This is a genomic window from Streptomyces angustmyceticus (assembly GCF_040701845.1).
Classification (GTDB): Bacteria; Actinomycetota; Actinomycetes; order Streptomycetales; family Streptomycetaceae; genus Streptomyces; species Streptomyces angustmyceticus_A.
Window position 1 is genome coordinate 139,182 of record NZ_JBFBHQ010000010.1, and the last position, 15,952, is coordinate 155,133.

General features: G+C 72.9%; 13 protein-coding genes. 3 read left to right on the forward strand and 10 right to left on the reverse strand.

Annotated elements, in window-relative coordinates; genetic code table 11:
• Window position 1: 1 nt before the first annotated feature.
• On the reverse strand, window positions 2–439 hold the full coding sequence (locus AB0411_RS22465; RefSeq protein ID WP_366419057.1) for a phage tail protein: 438 nt from the start codon (window positions 437–439) through the stop codon (window positions 2–4).
• Between the two features lie 316 nt (window positions 440–755).
• Between AB0411_RS22465 and AB0411_RS22470 the strand changes: the two genes are divergently transcribed.
• Window positions 756–1,346: a hypothetical protein gene (locus AB0411_RS22470; RefSeq protein WP_366419058.1), complete on the forward strand. Its 591-nt coding sequence runs from the start codon at window positions 756–758 to the stop codon at window positions 1,344–1,346.
• A gap of 3,062 nt (window positions 1,347–4,408) precedes the next feature.
• On the opposite strand, the gene AB0411_RS22475 is transcribed toward AB0411_RS22470, so the two are convergent.
• The 5 genes from AB0411_RS22475 to AB0411_RS22495 all read right to left on the reverse strand — a co-directional run bounded on the left by AB0411_RS22475 (window position 4,409) and on the right by AB0411_RS22495 (window position 7,955).
• Window positions 4,409–4,567: a DUF6760 family protein gene (locus AB0411_RS22475; protein WP_086721073.1), complete on the reverse strand. Its 159-nt coding sequence runs from the start codon at window positions 4,565–4,567 to the stop codon at window positions 4,409–4,411.
• Entirely contained in the window at window positions 4,564–5,112 is a 549-nt protein-coding gene (locus AB0411_RS22480; RefSeq protein WP_403150295.1) for a hypothetical protein, read from the reverse strand. Before AB0411_RS22480 ends, AB0411_RS22475 begins: the two co-directional genes overlap by 4 nt.
• Window positions 5,112–5,555, reverse strand: a complete 444-nt coding sequence (locus AB0411_RS22485; protein ID WP_018087540.1) for a phage tail protein — start codon at window positions 5,553–5,555, stop codon at window positions 5,112–5,114. The genes AB0411_RS22480 and AB0411_RS22485 overlap by 1 nt, the downstream gene beginning before the upstream one ends.
• A gap of 69 nt (window positions 5,556–5,624) precedes the next feature.
• Window positions 5,625–7,199, reverse strand: a complete 1,575-nt coding sequence (locus tag AB0411_RS22490) for a phage tail sheath family protein (protein WP_366419060.1) — start codon at window positions 7,197–7,199, stop codon at window positions 5,625–5,627.
• Between the two features lie 12 nt (window positions 7,200–7,211).
• A complete protein-coding gene (locus AB0411_RS22495; protein ID WP_366419061.1) occupies window positions 7,212–7,955 on the reverse strand; it encodes an eCIS core domain-containing protein in 744 nt (247 codons plus the stop codon).
• 278 nt (window positions 7,956–8,233) lie between these two features.
• Between AB0411_RS22495 and AB0411_RS22500 the strand changes: the two genes are divergently transcribed.
• A complete protein-coding gene (locus AB0411_RS22500; protein ID WP_366419106.1) occupies window positions 8,234–9,586 on the forward strand; it encodes an RICIN domain-containing protein in 1,353 nt (450 codons plus the stop codon).
• 105 nt (window positions 9,587–9,691) lie between these two features.
• Here the strand turns inward: AB0411_RS22500 and AB0411_RS22505 are convergent, their stop codons facing one another.
• From AB0411_RS22505 to AB0411_RS22520, 4 genes are all read right to left on the reverse strand, one after another.
• Window positions 9,692–10,480: an aminoglycoside phosphotransferase family protein gene (locus AB0411_RS22505; RefSeq protein ID WP_366419062.1), complete on the reverse strand. Its 789-nt coding sequence runs from the start codon at window positions 10,478–10,480 to the stop codon at window positions 9,692–9,694.
• A gap of 172 nt (window positions 10,481–10,652) precedes the next feature.
• Entirely contained in the window at window positions 10,653–12,836 is a 2,184-nt protein-coding gene (locus AB0411_RS22510; RefSeq protein ID WP_366419107.1) for an ATP-binding protein, read from the reverse strand.
• Window positions 12,837–12,859: 23 nt separating this feature from the next.
• On the reverse strand, window positions 12,860–13,522 hold the full coding sequence (locus AB0411_RS22515; RefSeq protein WP_366419063.1) for a DUF4255 domain-containing protein: 663 nt from the start codon (window positions 13,520–13,522) through the stop codon (window positions 12,860–12,862).
• A gap of 879 nt (window positions 13,523–14,401) precedes the next feature.
• On the reverse strand, window positions 14,402–14,632 hold the full coding sequence (locus tag AB0411_RS22520; RefSeq protein WP_366419064.1) for a hypothetical protein: 231 nt from the start codon (window positions 14,630–14,632) through the stop codon (window positions 14,402–14,404).
• Between the two features lie 483 nt (window positions 14,633–15,115).
• Here AB0411_RS22520 and AB0411_RS22525 point away from each other — a divergent pair, with 483 nt between their 5' ends.
• Window positions 15,116–15,793, forward strand: coding sequence for an NUDIX domain-containing protein (locus AB0411_RS22525; RefSeq protein WP_366419108.1), 678 nt, complete (start codon window positions 15,116–15,118; stop codon window positions 15,791–15,793).
• Window positions 15,794–15,952 lie beyond the last annotated feature (159 nt).

Genomic DNA, 15,952 nt, shown 5'->3' on the forward strand with positions numbered 1-15,952 from the left:
CTCAGGCACCTCCCGCGTCGGTGAACCCGTGGTGCGCGATCTCCAGCGTCTCGGTCGCCACCCCCGGACTGGCCGGGTCCAGGCTCGGCCCCTGCCATCGCACGGGCAGCACCTCGACCAGCCCCCACTGCGCCACGATCGAGCCGTCCGCGCGCAGGGCGGCGATCTGGGCGGTCGGCCTGCGGATGCCGGTGGCGAGGGAGGAGATCCAGGCCGCCACCCGGGAGGTGTCGGCGGTGAGGGGGCGGGTGAGACGGATCGTGGAGAACGTCACGCGGGTGGGCAACTGCCAGACGAATCCGTTGTTGCCGCCCTCCTGCCGCTGCTCCACCTCCACCTCGGAGGCCAGCCCGTCACAGCCGTTGAACAGGCCGAGGTCCTGCCCGTCGATGGACAGCTTGAAGAAGACGGTGGATCCGGGGTCCTTGGGCGCGGGCATGGGGTGGGCTTTCTGGGTGGGGCGGGTGGGTTTTGTGGGGCCGTGATGGGGCGGTGGGTGTTCTGGAGGTGGGCCTTCCGGGGTGGCGTGTGGCCGGTCGGCTCAGCGGCCGCGGTCCCGCAGGCGGCCGATCCGTTCCCGGTCGCTGCGCAACTCCGCCCGCAGCAACCGCGACAGCGGCGCCACGAGCCGCCGAGCCAGCTCATCGAGCTCGGCGGGGGTGGAGGGCGCGGACGGGGCGGCAGCAAGGGCTGGAGCCGGGGGTGGGGGCGGCGTGGTGGGGGTGGGGCGTGATGCCGGGGCGGGGGTTCGGTGGGTGGTGGAGCCTGTCCGCTGGAGGGGAGTGGAGGGTGGGGTGGTGGCGGCGGGGGCTGTCGTGGTGGTGGTTGGGGAGAGGCTTGTACGGGTGGTTGCCGGGGTGCTGGTGGCGGTGGTTGCCGCGGTGTTCGTGGGGGCGATTGCCGGAGAGCTCGTAGCGGCCCGGGTCGTGGTCCGTGTCGTGGTCCGGGTCGGCGTGATTGCTGTGGTCCTTGTGGGGGCGTATGCCGAGGGGTGCGCCGAAGGGGCCGTGAAGAGGCTTGTCGCGGGGGAGCTTGGCGTGTGGCCGCTGGTGCGTTGCAGCGGTTGCGGCGGGCGGGTGGTCACGGCTGGGGGCAGCGGGCTGGGCGAGGTCGACGGCATGCGCGTGGGCACGGCCAGGGGGACGACCAGCGGCGACGGTGAGGTGGGTGACGTGGAGGTGGGTGACGCGGAAGTGCGCCGTTGTACGGCCGGGGCCGAGGCCGGAGCCGGGGCATGGGCCTGGGCCTGGGCCGGCGCAACGGCCTGTGCCGACGCACGGTGTTGGGCCGCGGCAGGTGCCGAGGCCGGTGAGGCAGCAGAGGTTCGCTGGACCGGTCGCGGGTGAGCGAGTGGTGAGGGAGCCGGCGGCTGGTGAGCCGATGACTGCGGCATCGGGACCGCCGGCGGTACCGGCACGCCACCGGTCCGCGCGCGCAGGGGCACGGCGGGCGTGGCCTGACGGCCACCCCCCGGGCCTTGCCCCGGCCCCATTCCCGGCACCGGCACCGGCACCGGCACCCGTGCACTGACGTGGCCGGTGTTTCCGGTGTTTCCGGTGTTTCCGGCGCTGCCCGTGCTTCGGTGGGCGGGCTCCCGAGCGGCCAGCGCCCGAGCCGTCGCGAGAGGCGCACGCTGCACGCCCGGCAGCGGACCTCGTTCGGAAGGCCGGTCCTCAATCGCCTTACGCAGCAACGGTTGCGCCACGGACCCGGAGGGCACGCCACCGCCCCGGTTCGTCGGTTCGGCCATCGTCTCGGTCGTCGTCGGTCCGGGAGTTCGGGGTGCGGCAACGCCGGACGGCACCTGCTGCGAAGGCGCGTCCGTCGTACCGTGCGCGGGTCGTGATGCAGCACGCGTGGTGACGCGCTGTACGGCGGCCCGCCCGGCGGTGTCCGATGCTGCTTCCGCAGGCGCAGAACCGCCTTCGGAGGGAGCGGACGGGCGGACGACCTCGCGCACCGGCGTGGCCGACGAGGCGCTCGCACGTGGCACGGGCGCCGGCGCCGCGGCACCTCCCGACGGCTCATCGGGCACGATCGGTGCGCCGATCAACGGCCGCCGCCGACCCGTACGTGCCGGTGGCGGGGTGTCCCTCTCGACGCCGCGCACCGGTCGCGAGGACGCACCCTCAGCAGGGGGCACCGCCCCCGAGGGCACGTCTCCTGTACCGCGTACCGTTCCCGAGGGCGCATCCCCTGCGCTGCGTACCGCTCCCGAGGGCGCACCTTCGGCACTGCGCACCCGTACGGGGGGCATGCCGGTACGCGCCGACCGTTGCGCCACCGGCCGGTCATCCGCCGGAGCGGAGCGCATCGGCCTACGGGCGGAGTCCTCGCCCGGAGCAGCGGGCACAGGGGCAGCAGAGTTTTCTTGGGACGTCATCCCGGTGCCCGCTGTCTCCCTCCGCGACGTGGTGGCTTCCGGACCCACGGGCCCAGGCAGCCGTCCCGGCCGGACGGGCCCAGCGGACGACCGAAGCGGAGCCCCAAGTCCCAAGCGCGGAGCCGGTGTTGCCGTGGCGCACTGCACAGAGGGGTCCGTTTGAGGACGCTCCGTCCGGCCCTCATGCGTGCCCGGCCCGATGGCGGAAGCAGACGTGGACGTGGACGTGGCCGGGGATGCCGCGAGGGGCCCCGACGCGGCCGAAAGCCCCGATGACGACGCACGCTCGGATGCGGCCGAAGGCCCGGAAGCCGACACGGGCCCCGACGCGGCCGAGGGCCCGGACCTCTGCACAGGAGCGGACGCCTGCACAGGAGCCGACGTCGACGCAGGACCGGACGTCGGCACAGGCCGGGACGCCGACACGGCCCCGGGCTCCGTCGCGGACACGGGCGTCGTCGCGGACACGGGCGCCGACACGGCCCCGGGCGTCGTCGCCGGCACCGGAGCGTCCGCCGGCACCGGCGCGTTCGCAGACCCGGACGCCGGCACGTCCCCGGGCACGGCCGTAGGCACAGACGCCGGAGCGGGACCGGACGCCGAAAGAGGTCCGAGCGCCGAATCGGGACCGGGCGCCGGCACAGCCCGGGACGTAGCAGGCCGCGGGGCGGCCGGTGCGGGAGGCCCGGATGCCGGCGCGGACGGAACACCCTCAACCCCGGGCGGACTCGTCGATGCGGCTACGGGAGCGTGACCCCGCTCAGGACCGCTCCCGTCGCGGGTGCCCGCGGGAGTTGCTCCCGCTTCCGGGGCGGTCCGGCGTACCCGGCGCACGGCCACCCGTCGCTGTACTGCCCGCCCGGCGTTCTCAGGGCGTGCGGCGACGGGGGCCGGCGGCTCCGCCGCGTTCCCGGACGTCGCGGTGGGTGTCCCGGGTCCCGACGGGGGATTCGGGCCCGGGACGGCTGTGGGCCGGTCATCGGCCATGGGCCTCGGCCCGGCAACGGGCGGCACCGGCTCGGCAACCGCGGGCCTCGGCGCCGCAGCGTCCTGCGTCGGCTCCGCGGAAACCGGTGCCGGGGATCCCGGCAGCGCAGAGCTCTGGGCCCTGCCCGCCACCGCCACCCGACGCACCGGCAGACCGACCGCCCGCGGCGCCGACATCAACGCAGGACGTCGCGCCCCGCGCGCCCCGCCGGCCGACACGGGCGTCACGGAGACCGCAGGCGACACGGACGCCGCAGCCCCCGTGGACGAGGCAGACGACACGGACGATACGGAGGACACAGAAGCCCCAGAGGAAGCGGACGTCGCGGAAGGCCCGGACGGCGCCGAGGCCGCCGAGGCCGCAGGCGAAGCAGGCGAAGCAGGCGAAGCAGGCGAAGCAGGCGAAGCAGGCGAAGCAGGCGAAGCAGGCGAAGCAGGCGAAGCAGGCGAAGCAGATGACACCAACCCCTCCGACGCCACCGCCCTCACACGCCGCACGTCCTTCGCAGGCCGCATCGGCCCCGGGCCCGCCGGCCCGGCACCAACCGGCCCCGAAAGGCCACCACCCCCGCCCACGACACCGGACTCCCCGGCTTCGATCGCCGTCTCCTCACCGCCCCGCCCCACCACCGGCAGCCGCAAAGCCGGCAGGTCAAGGCGGGCAGGGGCCCCCGCACCCGTCACCGGAACAGGGGTGAGGACACCACGGAGCGTCCCGCCAGGGGCCGAAGCGCGCACATCGTGCCCCAGCTCGCCTCCGAAGGACGGATCGCGGTGCGCGCTCAGCGACGCGGCGAAGCCGGTCTCCGCGACGGTGCGGGGCGCCCCAAGGACCCTCTGGACGGGCGGCACGGCAGCCCAGCCACCCACCGGCCCCGGCCGGATTCCCTGCGCCGCCGCACTCCCCTCGTTCCCCCTGCTCCCCTCGCTCCCGGCCGCGGCATCCGTCGCCGCCGCCCCGTCCTCCGGCGCACGCACCCGCTCCGCGCCGCGCGCACTCCGTGGCCCCCGCAGCCACCCGAACATCCCCATCCCCCGTCACTGCTTCCCTTCGGCCCGCTCGACCAGGGCCGCGCTCTGCGCCACGTACGCGCGCCGGTCGGCATGTTCGAGGTCGAGAATGTCGTCCAGCCCCCAGTGGAAGTGGTAGGCGAGGTAGGCGACTTCCTCCTCGATCCGATCGGTCGCGTACGTCACGATTCCCCCAGGCGGCTCCCGGCCAGCTCCACCTCGAAGGACTCCTCGCAGTGCGGGCAGGCCACGGCGGCGCGGGTGTGTCCCTCGGCATTGATCTGCCGGTAGAAGTCCTGCAGAAACGCCAGGTCGGAGGCGAACATGTTCTCCACCGTGCCGTCGTGCACGGACCCGAGCGTGCCGAGCCGGGTGATGACCCGGCCGAGCAGCACGACCGACAGGTATGCCGGGTTCTCGCGTACGCGGACGTCCCGCAGCGGAATCAATTCGTCCCGTGCCGTCGCCAGACGCATCGCGCCATTGCGGTGGACGGTGCCGGACTCGTCCACGAATCCGCGCGGCAGCTCGAACTCGAACTCCGTCCGCAACGGTTCACGACCAGCCGCACGGGACGCATCCATGGCAGGGGACGAACTCGCCCCGGAAGACGAACCCGCCGGCCCGGATGCATTCACCGTGCTCGCCGCGCCTGGAGCCCCTGCTACGCCCGCCGCATGTGCCATGTTCGCCGTGGTGGCCGTCTGCGCCCCCGGGCCTGCGCGCCGCATTATTCGATGACCAGCTCTTCGAAGACGATGGTGACCTGCTCGGTCAGTGCGGCCGCGTCGCCCGCCTTGACCCCGCTGGTCTCCACCTTGCTGCACCAGGCATTGCGCATGTTGTAACGCTTCACCGGGTTGTTCTGGTAGTCCATCATCATGATGGTGGCGTTCTTACGGGCCGAACCCATGTCGCCCGCAATGGACTTGTTGATCCATTCGCTGAACGCGCCGCTCTGCGTCATTCCACGGGTCACCGTGCACTCGCCGGCCTTCTTCGTGCCGGGCATCTTCTTCACGACGGGCTTGCCGTCCGCCGAGACCTGCTGGTATTCGATGACGTCCTGTTCCATGGTCAGGCCGCTGACCTCCTGCAGATATTCGACCATCACCCCGTCGATCTGCAGGCCGAAATTGTGTGAGGTGAGAGCATCACCGGGCTGAAGGGACACGGGAGTTTACTCCTGTTGCGGTAAAGGGATGTCGGTTCGGGAGAGAAGCGGAAAGAGAAAGACGGAGGGCTACTCCTCCAGCTCCCCACCGCCCCCGGAGAACTGCGCCAACCGGAAGACCACGAATTCGGCGGGCTTGACCGGCGCGATGCCGATCTCGCACACGACCCGTCCGAGGTCGACGGACTCGACGGGGTTGGTCTCGGCGTCACATTTGACGTAGAAGGCGTCCTCGGGCCGCTGCCCGAACAGTGCGCCCGAGCGCCACTCATTGACCAGGAACGCCGAGATGTTGCGCCGGATACGGGCCCACAGCGCCTCGTCGTTCGGCTCGAACACCACCCACTGGGTCCCGATGAGAATCGACTCTTCGAGGTAGTTGAAGTAGCGCCGGACGTTCAGGTAGCGCCACGCCGGGTCGGACGCCATGGTCCGCGCGCCCCACACCCGGATTCCGCGTCCGGGGAAGGCGCGAATGCAGTTCACGCCGACCGGGTTGAGCAGGTCCTGCTCACCACGGGTGATCTGCAGTTCCAGATCGACCGCCCCGCGGACGATTTCATTGGCCGGCGCCTTGTGGACACCCCGCTCGCTGTCGTTACGGGCCCACACGCCGGCCATGTGGCCGGACGGCGGCACGATGCGCGACTGGCCGGAGGTCGGGTCGAAGACCTTGATCCACGGGTAGTAGAGCGCGGCGTACCGGGAGTCGTACCCGGCGATCTCCTGGCGCCACTTACGGATGTCACGGGCGTTCAGAGCGGGCGGCGGGTCGAGGACGGCCATCCGGTCGCCCATCAGCTCGCAGTGCGCGATGAGCCCGAGCTGAACGGCCTTGACCTGCTCCTCGTCGATCAGGCCCTGCTGGTAGGCGGCCATCAGGTCCGGCACGGCGACCATGTTGACCTCGTCGAGCGCCTCCAGGCCGCCGAATCCGGTGCGGTCGGCGGAGTCGCCGATGAAACGGCCGGAGTCCAGCCGCTCGACGGCGCCGGACGCAGCGGGCGCGGCGGGTGCCGGGGCGGGCGGGGCCAGGGTGACGCTCTGGGCGTCCGGCTTCGCCAACTGCGCCGCCGCGGCGGCCTCTTCGACGACGATCGTCTTCGAGCGCTGCTTGACCTGCGTGACGACATAGTTCCGGGCGCTCTTCTTCGCGCTGACGTCAAAGGTCTCGACGGCCTTGTCGCCGTCCTTGACGACCAGCTTGAAGCGGTCGGCACCGCCCTCGCCCTCGGCGTCCTGCACCTCGACGGAGAGCACCCCGCCGGCAGAAGCGGCCGCGATCGCGGCGACCTTGAAGGTGCCCAGCGCCACCGGCTCCCCGGCGGTCAGTGCCCTGGGCGCCGTCTGCACGGCCGCGGCGGGTTCCGTGCCGTCCGGGGCGCCGCCCACGCGTACGACGTACGCCGCCGTCCCGCCGTTGTTGAAGAAGCCGTACACGGAATGCGCCAGGTAGTACCCGTCCGTGAACTCCCCGAAGGCCGCCACGTACTGGGACCAGTTCGTCACCAGAGTCGGATCGTTCAGCGGGCCGGTGGGCGCCAGCCCGACGAAGGCGGCAACGGATGTTCCCACCCCTTCGATGGGCCGGGATCCGCTGGCGACCTCCTCGACGTATACGCCGGGCGACAGGTAGTTGGGCATGGAACGTTGCTCCTAGTAGGCGTGGGGTGGAAAGGGGGAGGCGGCATCGCGCTCAGGTGGAAACGTGCTTCGGAAGGTTCGCGGCCCTCGACCGGCCCCGGCTCCGCGCTGCGCTGCACGGGCGGTGTGGCGGCTCCTCACCCGCGAGGCATGCGCCTCCGCCTCCCGCTCGAACCGGTCGGAGGGGTCCGAGACCCTCGTCCCGTCGCCGCGGTCGGTGCCCGCGGCCGGTCCGGTGCGCCGCTGGATGACATGGGCCGGCTCATGGACGGGCATCTGGCGGCCCGCCGCAAAGGAGCCGTCGTACCGCCGCCGGAAGGCGCCGTGCGAACCGGAGGTGTGCGCTGGGGCGTTGACCGCGACGCCGGATGCACGGGCCGCCGCGTCCGGGTGGACGCGCACGTCGCAGAAGTCGGCACCGAGCCGTGGCTCCATGTCGGCCCGGACGGAGTCGTCGGGCGCACGGCCGGGGGTGCGCAGTACGTCCTCGACCGGCGAGCACCGCCCGGCGACCGGTGCGGTGCCTTCGCGGCCCGCGCCATGCCGGTGCCGCTCGTCCGCCGCCCGTGCGGCCGAGAACGCGTTGCCCACGGCCCGTGGGAGGACGGCGGCCGCCTCCGGGACGAGGCACCCGGCCTTCCCGGCCGCGGCCGTCCGGCGGGCCGTCCCGGCAGCGGTCGAGGTCGTCGTACGCGCCGCGGGAGCCGCCCCCGCACGCTCCCGTCCGGCTTCCCACCACCGGTCCTGTGCCCGCATGTCCATCCCCCGTCCCGCTCACTGCCGACCGGCGCTGTTCACTGCCGGTCACTGCTGCTGCCGTTCTTGTGCCGCTTCTACGCTTTCGATCCTGGCGGGCGGGTGCGCTCGGTCATAGAGACGAACGGGCCCCGCCACGGGCAGGGCACCTGCCCGTTCGGGCACGAGGGCCGCCGCCCGCCGCGTGACCGGCCATCGGGACACCCGCCTCTGCCCCTGGCTCTGCCCGTTCGGACACTGACCCGCGCCCGCCGGACAGGTTGACTGCCTGGGTGAGTATGTGGACTTCACTGGAACCGGCCGCGATCACCGTCGACCCGGGTGCCGTCGCGCGCGTACGGCTACGCATCCGCAACACGGGAGACACCGTCGAGGAATACCGGCTGCGGCCGGCCGGCGACCCCGCAGGATGGACACGGGTGGAGCCGGACGTGCTGCGGCTCTATCCGGGGGCGGAGGGCACCGCGGAGGTCGTCTTCGCGCCCCCGCGGACACCGGACGCCGTGGCCGGGCCGACGCCCTTCGGCATCCGCGTCGAGCCGGCCGAGCACCCCGAGATCCGCGATGTGGTCGAGGGGCAGGTGACGGTCGGCACGTTCACCGAACTCCGCAGCGAACTGGTCCCGTTGACCGTGCAGGGCCGGTGGCGCGCCAAAGCGGCGGTCGCCGTCGACAACCTCGGCAACCAGCCACTGACCGTCTCGCTCTCCGGCCGGGAGAACGGGGACGCCCTCTCCGTCGAGGCCGTGCCGAGCTCGGTGCAGGTCGCCCCCGGGCGCGCCGCCTTCGCCCGGCTGAACATCCGCCCCGGTCGGGTCAGCTGGGTCGGCGGCACCAACAAGCACCCCTTCACGGTCTCGGCGCTGCGGGCCGGCGTCCCGGAGCCGACCGAGCTGCGCGGCACCTACGTCCAGCCGTCCGTACTGCCGCGCTGGGCGATGGCGGTGTGCTCGCTGCTGCTGGCGGCGGCGCTGGCCTTCGTGGCGCTGTGGTTCACGGCCCAGCCCTCGGTGGCCACCAGCGCGAAGGACAAGCCCGGCCCGGTCGGACGCCCGATCGAGCAGCCCACGAAGCCGGCGCCCTCGCCGCCGCCCGAGCAGCCCTCACCCTCCGCCGCTCCCTCGCAGGAGCCGACGGACGAGGCGCCCGAGGGCGGTGACGAGCAGAAGGACGAGGGCCCCCAGGCCCAGACCATCCGGGACGCCTCGGGCGAAGGCTGGTACCTCCAGGTGAACCAGGGCGGTCAGGAGGACGGCACTCAGGTCGGCCAGAACCCCCGGTGGACGGGCGAGGAGTTCGGCCGCAACCAGTGGTGGATCATCCATCACTACCCCGAGAACAACACGGTCGCCCTGGAGGCGGCCAGCGCCCCGGGCAGCGTCGTCGACCTCAAGGACAACACCAACCAGGTCCAGATCGAGGGCGTTTCCGCGGAGAACCTGGAGTCGGGCGCACTTGCCGAACACCAGAAGTGGCGGCTGGAGGACACGGACAACGGCCGCACCCGCATCGTCAACACGGCCAACAACGAGTGCCTCACCGATATGCAGAACGACAAGGGCGCGATCACCTGGCAGTGCTCCGACGGTCCCAACGAACGGCAGGACTGGAAGATCGCCGACGGTCCGTGAGCCGGCACCGGGCACAGCGGGCAGCTCCGCCCGGCACCGGCCGGGGCCGTCCAGGCCGCCACGGCCGCCGACACCTGCCAAGGCCGCAGGGGCGGGAGCACGCCGTCAGCGGCCACTCTCCAGGCCCCGGTCGATGGCATCGGCGTGTTCGCTCAGCCAGGCGATCTCCAGGTGCAGCCACGACCCGGGGCCGGTGATGCGTCCGGCGCGCGCATGAAAGTCCCGTTCGGCCTCGACCCGGGCGACGATGCGCCCGCCGAAGCCCCGACGGCGCTCGTCCGCCAGCCCGTAGGTGTCGAGGAAGGTGCGCAGGAGGGCCAGCTGCCCCTCGAGCGGGCCGGTGATGTCGGCACCGAGCAGCCACAGCCAGGCGGCGTAGGCCAGGTCCCGCGTGCGGGGGCCGGGGGCGGCCTGGTCGAAGTCGAAGGCGCAGACGGGCAGGCCGTCGACGAAGGCGACGTTGAGCGGGGAGAAGTCGTTGTGGCACACCGTCTCCTCGCCACCCGCGACCGGCGTGCCGGCGGTCGCGTCGTGCAGCCGGCGCAGCAGCCGCGCCGCGGCGGAGATCTGCGCGGGCGCCCAGTCACGGGTCCGGAACTCGGTCAACGTCTCACCGTGCTGGAAGCTGAGGATCTCGCGGCCCTTGGGGTCGATCCCGAGCAGCCTCGGCGCGGCGTCGGAGCCGACGTCCTCCAGATGCCGGAGCAGGCGGTGGACAAACGACGAGTGCGGCCCGACCGGCCGCCGCACCGTGTCCCCGACCCGGACCACACCCTCCGTGATCCGGCCCCCGGTCAACGGAATCTCCAGATCCAGCTCCGTTGCCGTCTCCGTCTCCGTCTCCGTCTCCGTCTCCGTCTCCGTCTCCGTCTCCGTCTGCGACTTTGGGTACATGCGCGTCAGCATAGGCACCCTGGCGGCCGCCCGACCTCAGTGCCGGGCGGCCGCCCTTTTCCATGACCGGCGGCGCGGCCCGCCCGGCCCCCCCCGGGTCGCTCGTCCCCCCAAAGGTGACGCGGGGGGCCGGGTGACTCAGTCCCACAGGTGACGCGTCCGGCCAGGGGGCTCAGTCCCACAAAGGTGACGCGTCCGGCACCAACCGTCCCATCTTGCGGTACTCGCGCCGCGCTCCGGCCCGGATGTCCTCGGCCGACACCGGCCCGCCACGGCCCGCGGCCAGATAGCCGGCGGTCACCGCGGCCGAGCGGATCGCCCCGCCGGACAGCTCGAACTCCTTGGCGCAGGCGTCCAGTCCGAGGTCGTCCGCACAGGGCGCGGCCATCAGACAGGAACGCCACAACGCGGTCCGCTGCTCGGCGTCCGGGAACGGGAAGTCGACCACCAGATCCAGCCGACGGGTGAACGCGTCGTCGATGTTGGCCCGCAGGTTGGTGGTGAGCACGGCGATCCCGTCGAACGCCTCCAGCCGCTGGAGCAGATACGCACTCTCCAGGTTCGCGTACCGGTCGTGCGAGCTCTTGACCTCCGAGCGCTTGCCGAAGACGGCGTCGGCCTCGTCGAAGAGCAGCAGCGCGTCCGTACGGTCGGCCTCGGAGAAGATCCGCTCCAGGTTCTTCTCCGTCTCCCCCACGTACTTGTCCACCACCGCGGACAGCTCCACCACATACAGATCCAGGCCCAGTTCACCGGCCACGACCTCGGCGGAGAGCGTCTTCCCGGTGCCGGACTCCCCGGCGAACAGGGCCACCACGCCCCTGCCGCGGCCACCGCCGGTACGCAGCCCCCACGCGCCGAGCACCTGCTCCCGGTGCCGGGCCCGCTGCACCAGTTCGTGCAGCAGCCCCAAGGGCTCGGGCGGCAGCACCAGCCCGTCGAAGCCGACGGCGGGCCGGACGCGCCGGGCGTGCCGGTCCAGCAGCGGGGCGGACTGCTGACGCGCACTGCGCTGGACATGGGCGGCGGTCAGCGGTGTCCCGTCGAACGCGGCGAGGGCACCGGCCGCACGGGCCGCCCGGCGGATCTGCCCGGCGGCCAGCCGGTACGGCGCCACGGCCGCCCCGAGATCGAACTCCCCGTCCAGAACGTCGGGACCGATGTCATCGCTCACGGCGCCGAGTTCGGCACGCCACACCTCGGCCGCCGCCACCGCCCCGTCCGGCGCGTCCAGCGCCAGCAGGCCGGCATCGGGAGCCCACCCGGGGTCGTACGACTCGCTCCCTAAGAACACCACCGGCACCTCCCGCCCCGCCAGCGCCCGTACGAGCCCTCCGGCCCGCTCCGGCAGCGGCCCCACGACCAGCGCCGCCCCCCGCAACCGTGCCTCGCGCACCAACGCACCGACCGGCCCCGCACCGTCGCCCTGGCTGTCCTCCGGCCGGTACCGCACTACGGGCCGGCCGACGCCCCGCACCTCATCGGTCACCGACCCGGCAACGGCACCGGCCCTCCGCTCCCGCAGATGTACGGCGATCGGCCGCTCCCCCACGAGAGCGGCAAGCCGCCCGAAGAACGCCCGCTCGTCGCTGCCGTCGATGTCCGGGCCTTCGCCCGCGCCCTCTCCCGGCGGCAGCAACTCCACCCCCGCACCGCACAGTTCAGGATCGAGTCCGTCGTCCCCCAGCAGATGGGCCACCACCCGCTCCGGCACCCGCAGCGCGCGGCCGGGCAGCGGCCGGTCCTCCTCCTCGACGACGAGCAGCCCACCGGACCGCAACGGCGCGGCGGGATGGAACCGGGCGCGCGCCGCGGGCTCGTGCGGACCGGTGCCGGCGAGCTCCAGCGCCAGGGCGACGGTGGCCCGACGGCGCCCGACATCGTCGTTGAGGTAGCCGTAGAGCGGCTCGAAGTGCCGGTCCACATCAGGAGCGAGTGCGGCCAGGAGAATCCGCAGGTCCAGGACGGACAGCCCGAACCGCCCGACGAGCACCCCGACCCGATCCGCCGCCCCCTCGCCCCATGCCGCAGTGGTCCCGTCGCCCGTCTCCGCGGTCCCGGCCCCGTCCGCCGAGGTTCCGGCTCCCTCCGCCGAGGTCCCGTTCCCCTCCCCCGCCCACGCCTCGTCCTCCTGCGTCTCCCCCGTGGCGGCCGGCGGGGGCTGGGCGGCCAGCCGTCGGGCCGTCTCCGGGGTCACGTACAGCCCGCGCAGCGGATCCGCAGCCGTGGGATCACCGGCGCTGCGCCGCTCGACGAGCCCGGCCACCCGCTCCCGCAGCGCCGCCAGCCGCCCCAGCAACGCGCCACTCGCGCCCCCGTGCCCTGCCGTACCACCCACCGCCGTACCACCCACCATGGCGTCGCTCACCGTGCTGCCGCTCACCGCTCGCCCTCGCGGGAACCCGTCCCTGACGGCGAAGCATCCGGAGCCGACCGGAGCATCCGGAGCCGCGAGTCGTCCGGTGAGCCGTCCACGCCCCGCACGACCACCGCCGCGCCCTGCGTGACCGGCGGCGCCACCTCGTACGACGGCGTGACCGGGAAGGGCACGGTGATCACCACATCCAGGGACGGCTTGAGTTCGCCACCGAGTGCGGACCAGATGTCGGCGATCGAGCGCGACTCGGCGGGCGGCACCGCGACCGTGATCGGGATGGTCGCCTCCAGCCCCCGGAGGGCGTCCGTCAGTGCCTCCGGGGGCAACGTTTCCTGCCCGAGCAGGCAGCCCAGCGCGGCCGACAACAACCGGTGCTCGTCCTCCGGACGGCTGGTCCACGCCGTGACCAGGTACGACAGCCGGAACCAGCGGGGCGGCTGACGCCGGCGCACCACCATGCCGCTCGCATCCCGCTCCGCGATCGCCCCGCGCTCACGGCGGGCCACGTTCTCACGGATGTCGTAGAGATAGGCGTTGAGCGTGGGCGTATTGCGCCGTGCCGCCCAGTCACGGCTCGGCGCCTCGAACGCGACATCCCCCGCCCCGTCCGGCAACGCCCCCGCCCGCAGCACCCGCCGCAACGCCTCATCCACCTCATGAATCATGACCACACCCCCGCGCCCGGCCGGCGGCCCGATACCCGGCGCCCGCTGTCTTCCCTGGTCTCGCGCCTGCTGCGGAGCTCATCAGATACATCCCTCCCGTAGTGCGTCCACGACGGCGTGCGCTCAAGAGCGCAACAGCGGCCGCGTCATCCGGTCATCCAGTCATCCAGAACGTCCTTGACGGAGGACGACTCTCGGCCCGTTCAAAACAGCCGGCCTTCTCGGGCATCGGCCAACGCCCCACCCCTCGCCGACGAGCCACAGCACATCGACCACGCCCCGGCACCATGCCGACCGCAGCACCTCGACCGCGCGCCACACCGCGCCGCTCGTCGCCATCACCCCGACCGATGCGGAAGGCCCAGCCACCACGCCCTGCCGAAGCCGCCCCACCCGCGCGGACAACCGGCCGATCAGCCTCAGCGGCAAACGGCCCGCACCGCGCACCCGCGCACCACCGCCCACAACTGCCGCCACGGGAAGGCCCGATGGCTCCGGGAAGGGCCCGTACTCCGTACTCTACGGCGGTCGTGGTCCCGGGTTCGTGCAGATCACGCACAGCGGCGCCGCTGTGCACGAGTGCACAGCGGCGCGGGTGCCCGGGTGTGCAGATGCGCGGCGTACGGGTGCACCGATCCATGCGCCACCTCGTCCGGAACGTGCCCGACCGTGCACAGCCGAGCGCCCCGACGGTGCGCCAGTGGGAGGACCGGAGAAGGCCCGGAGAAGGCCGGGAGGATTCCCGGAGCAGGACCGGAACAGAAGGCGCCGGCCTGTGCAGGTGCCTGTGCGTCCGCCCCGGTGGACGAGGCTCGCCGTGCCGGAGCACTCGACGGCGTCGATGCGGCGCGCGTAACACCGCAGGAGGGACGTCAGAGACTACGCGCTGTACGTGCAGCCTTGCCCGCCGTAATACCACTCGTACTGGCCCATCACCCACGGGTCCGCCGTGATCGCGAAGGTGCCTCGCGGGGCGGGACAGTAGAACGTCGTGGTGACGATGCCACGACCCGGCGGGGGCCCCGGCTCGGCCGAGGCCGCAGAGGCAATGCCGGCGCTTCCGGCGCCGAACAGTGCGGTGACGAACGCTATCGCGATGATCTTCTTCATCATGTCTCCCCGTCCCCTCACGCTCGGGATCTGCCTCTGAGGAGAATACACGTAACCCCTCAAAACGGAACAAGAAGATGATCGACCCGATATCCGTCAAGAGCCCCCATAGCCGACTCCCCCTGGACCGCCCCGGGCTTCCGGTGCGGCACACGTGAAGTCCCGCTTCGGAGCCACGGCAACCGAGGCAACGCAATCCCGCGAACGAGTCGGACTCACCGTTCGAGTACACGCCTGAACCCGCCGCCGAAGCCTCGCCCGCCTTCCGCCATCGAATGAAACGGCGGCACATCGCGCTGGACGAGGAGGAGATCAGCCTGCTGGCGGACGGCTGGTCGCAGGGCGAGCGGTTCGAGGCGGGGAGGGCCTGGCGGTTCTCGTGCTGCGCGGCCCCGCACGGGACTGCGCTGCGGTGGAGAAGGCCGACCGGAACCGCAGTCCGTCGTCGGTGTGTGTGCGGTGGTCACCGACGGCTCCGGGCGCGTGTTGCTCGGCCGGTCGACGCGAGGCATGGGGGAGCTGCCCGGCGGGCGCGTCGAGGCCGGCGAGTCCTTCCAGGCGGCAGCGGTGCGAGAGCTCGTCGGCGAACTCCGGCTGCGCCACGAGGACGGCACTCCCCCGGATCCCGCCGGCCTGGAGGAGGCTCTGCGGGGTCCGCGACATGAGCTGCCCACCGGCGTCACCGTTGTGGGGAGGGAGTCCTTCGACACGCTCCAGCTCTATGCGGCCACCACCCTGCCGGGGTTCTGCCGGCTGGCCGGCGCCCGGGGCACTGCGCCGGCCGCCCTCCCGCGCGGCGTGGACGCCGCCGCCACCGTCGCGGACGGCTCACTGGCCTACCTCACCCACGTCCTGGTCAAGGACGGAGAGGCGGCCGAAGAGCGCCGCTCCGAGTTCATCGTCCACGCCGTCGGCCCGGCCGGCGCCGCGCTGGCGGAGCGGATGGCCGCCTGCGTACGGTCCTGGGACCAGCACGTCCGCGGGAGCGGCTACCCGCAGATGACCGTGCACCCCGCAGGCACTCCCGACCATGAACTCCCGGCCGGCCACGTCCTGGACAAGACCTCCTCCCGCCTGGTCTTCCCGTGGCCGGGCCGGCACCCCGCCCCACGGACCACGGTTGAAGCAGGGGTCCTCGCAGAGGCGGGAGGGGGCCGATGACCACGAGGACGGAGCAGCCGGCGCCGCCGTCGGCGGGGCCCGGCCCGGCGGTCTGCTCGGACACCGCAGCTCGGACAGCACCTTCACCGCCTCACCGAGGCCGGACGTCGCCACGAGCAGGGCGACGCCCCATGGTTGGCGCGCGTACATCGGGGCCCG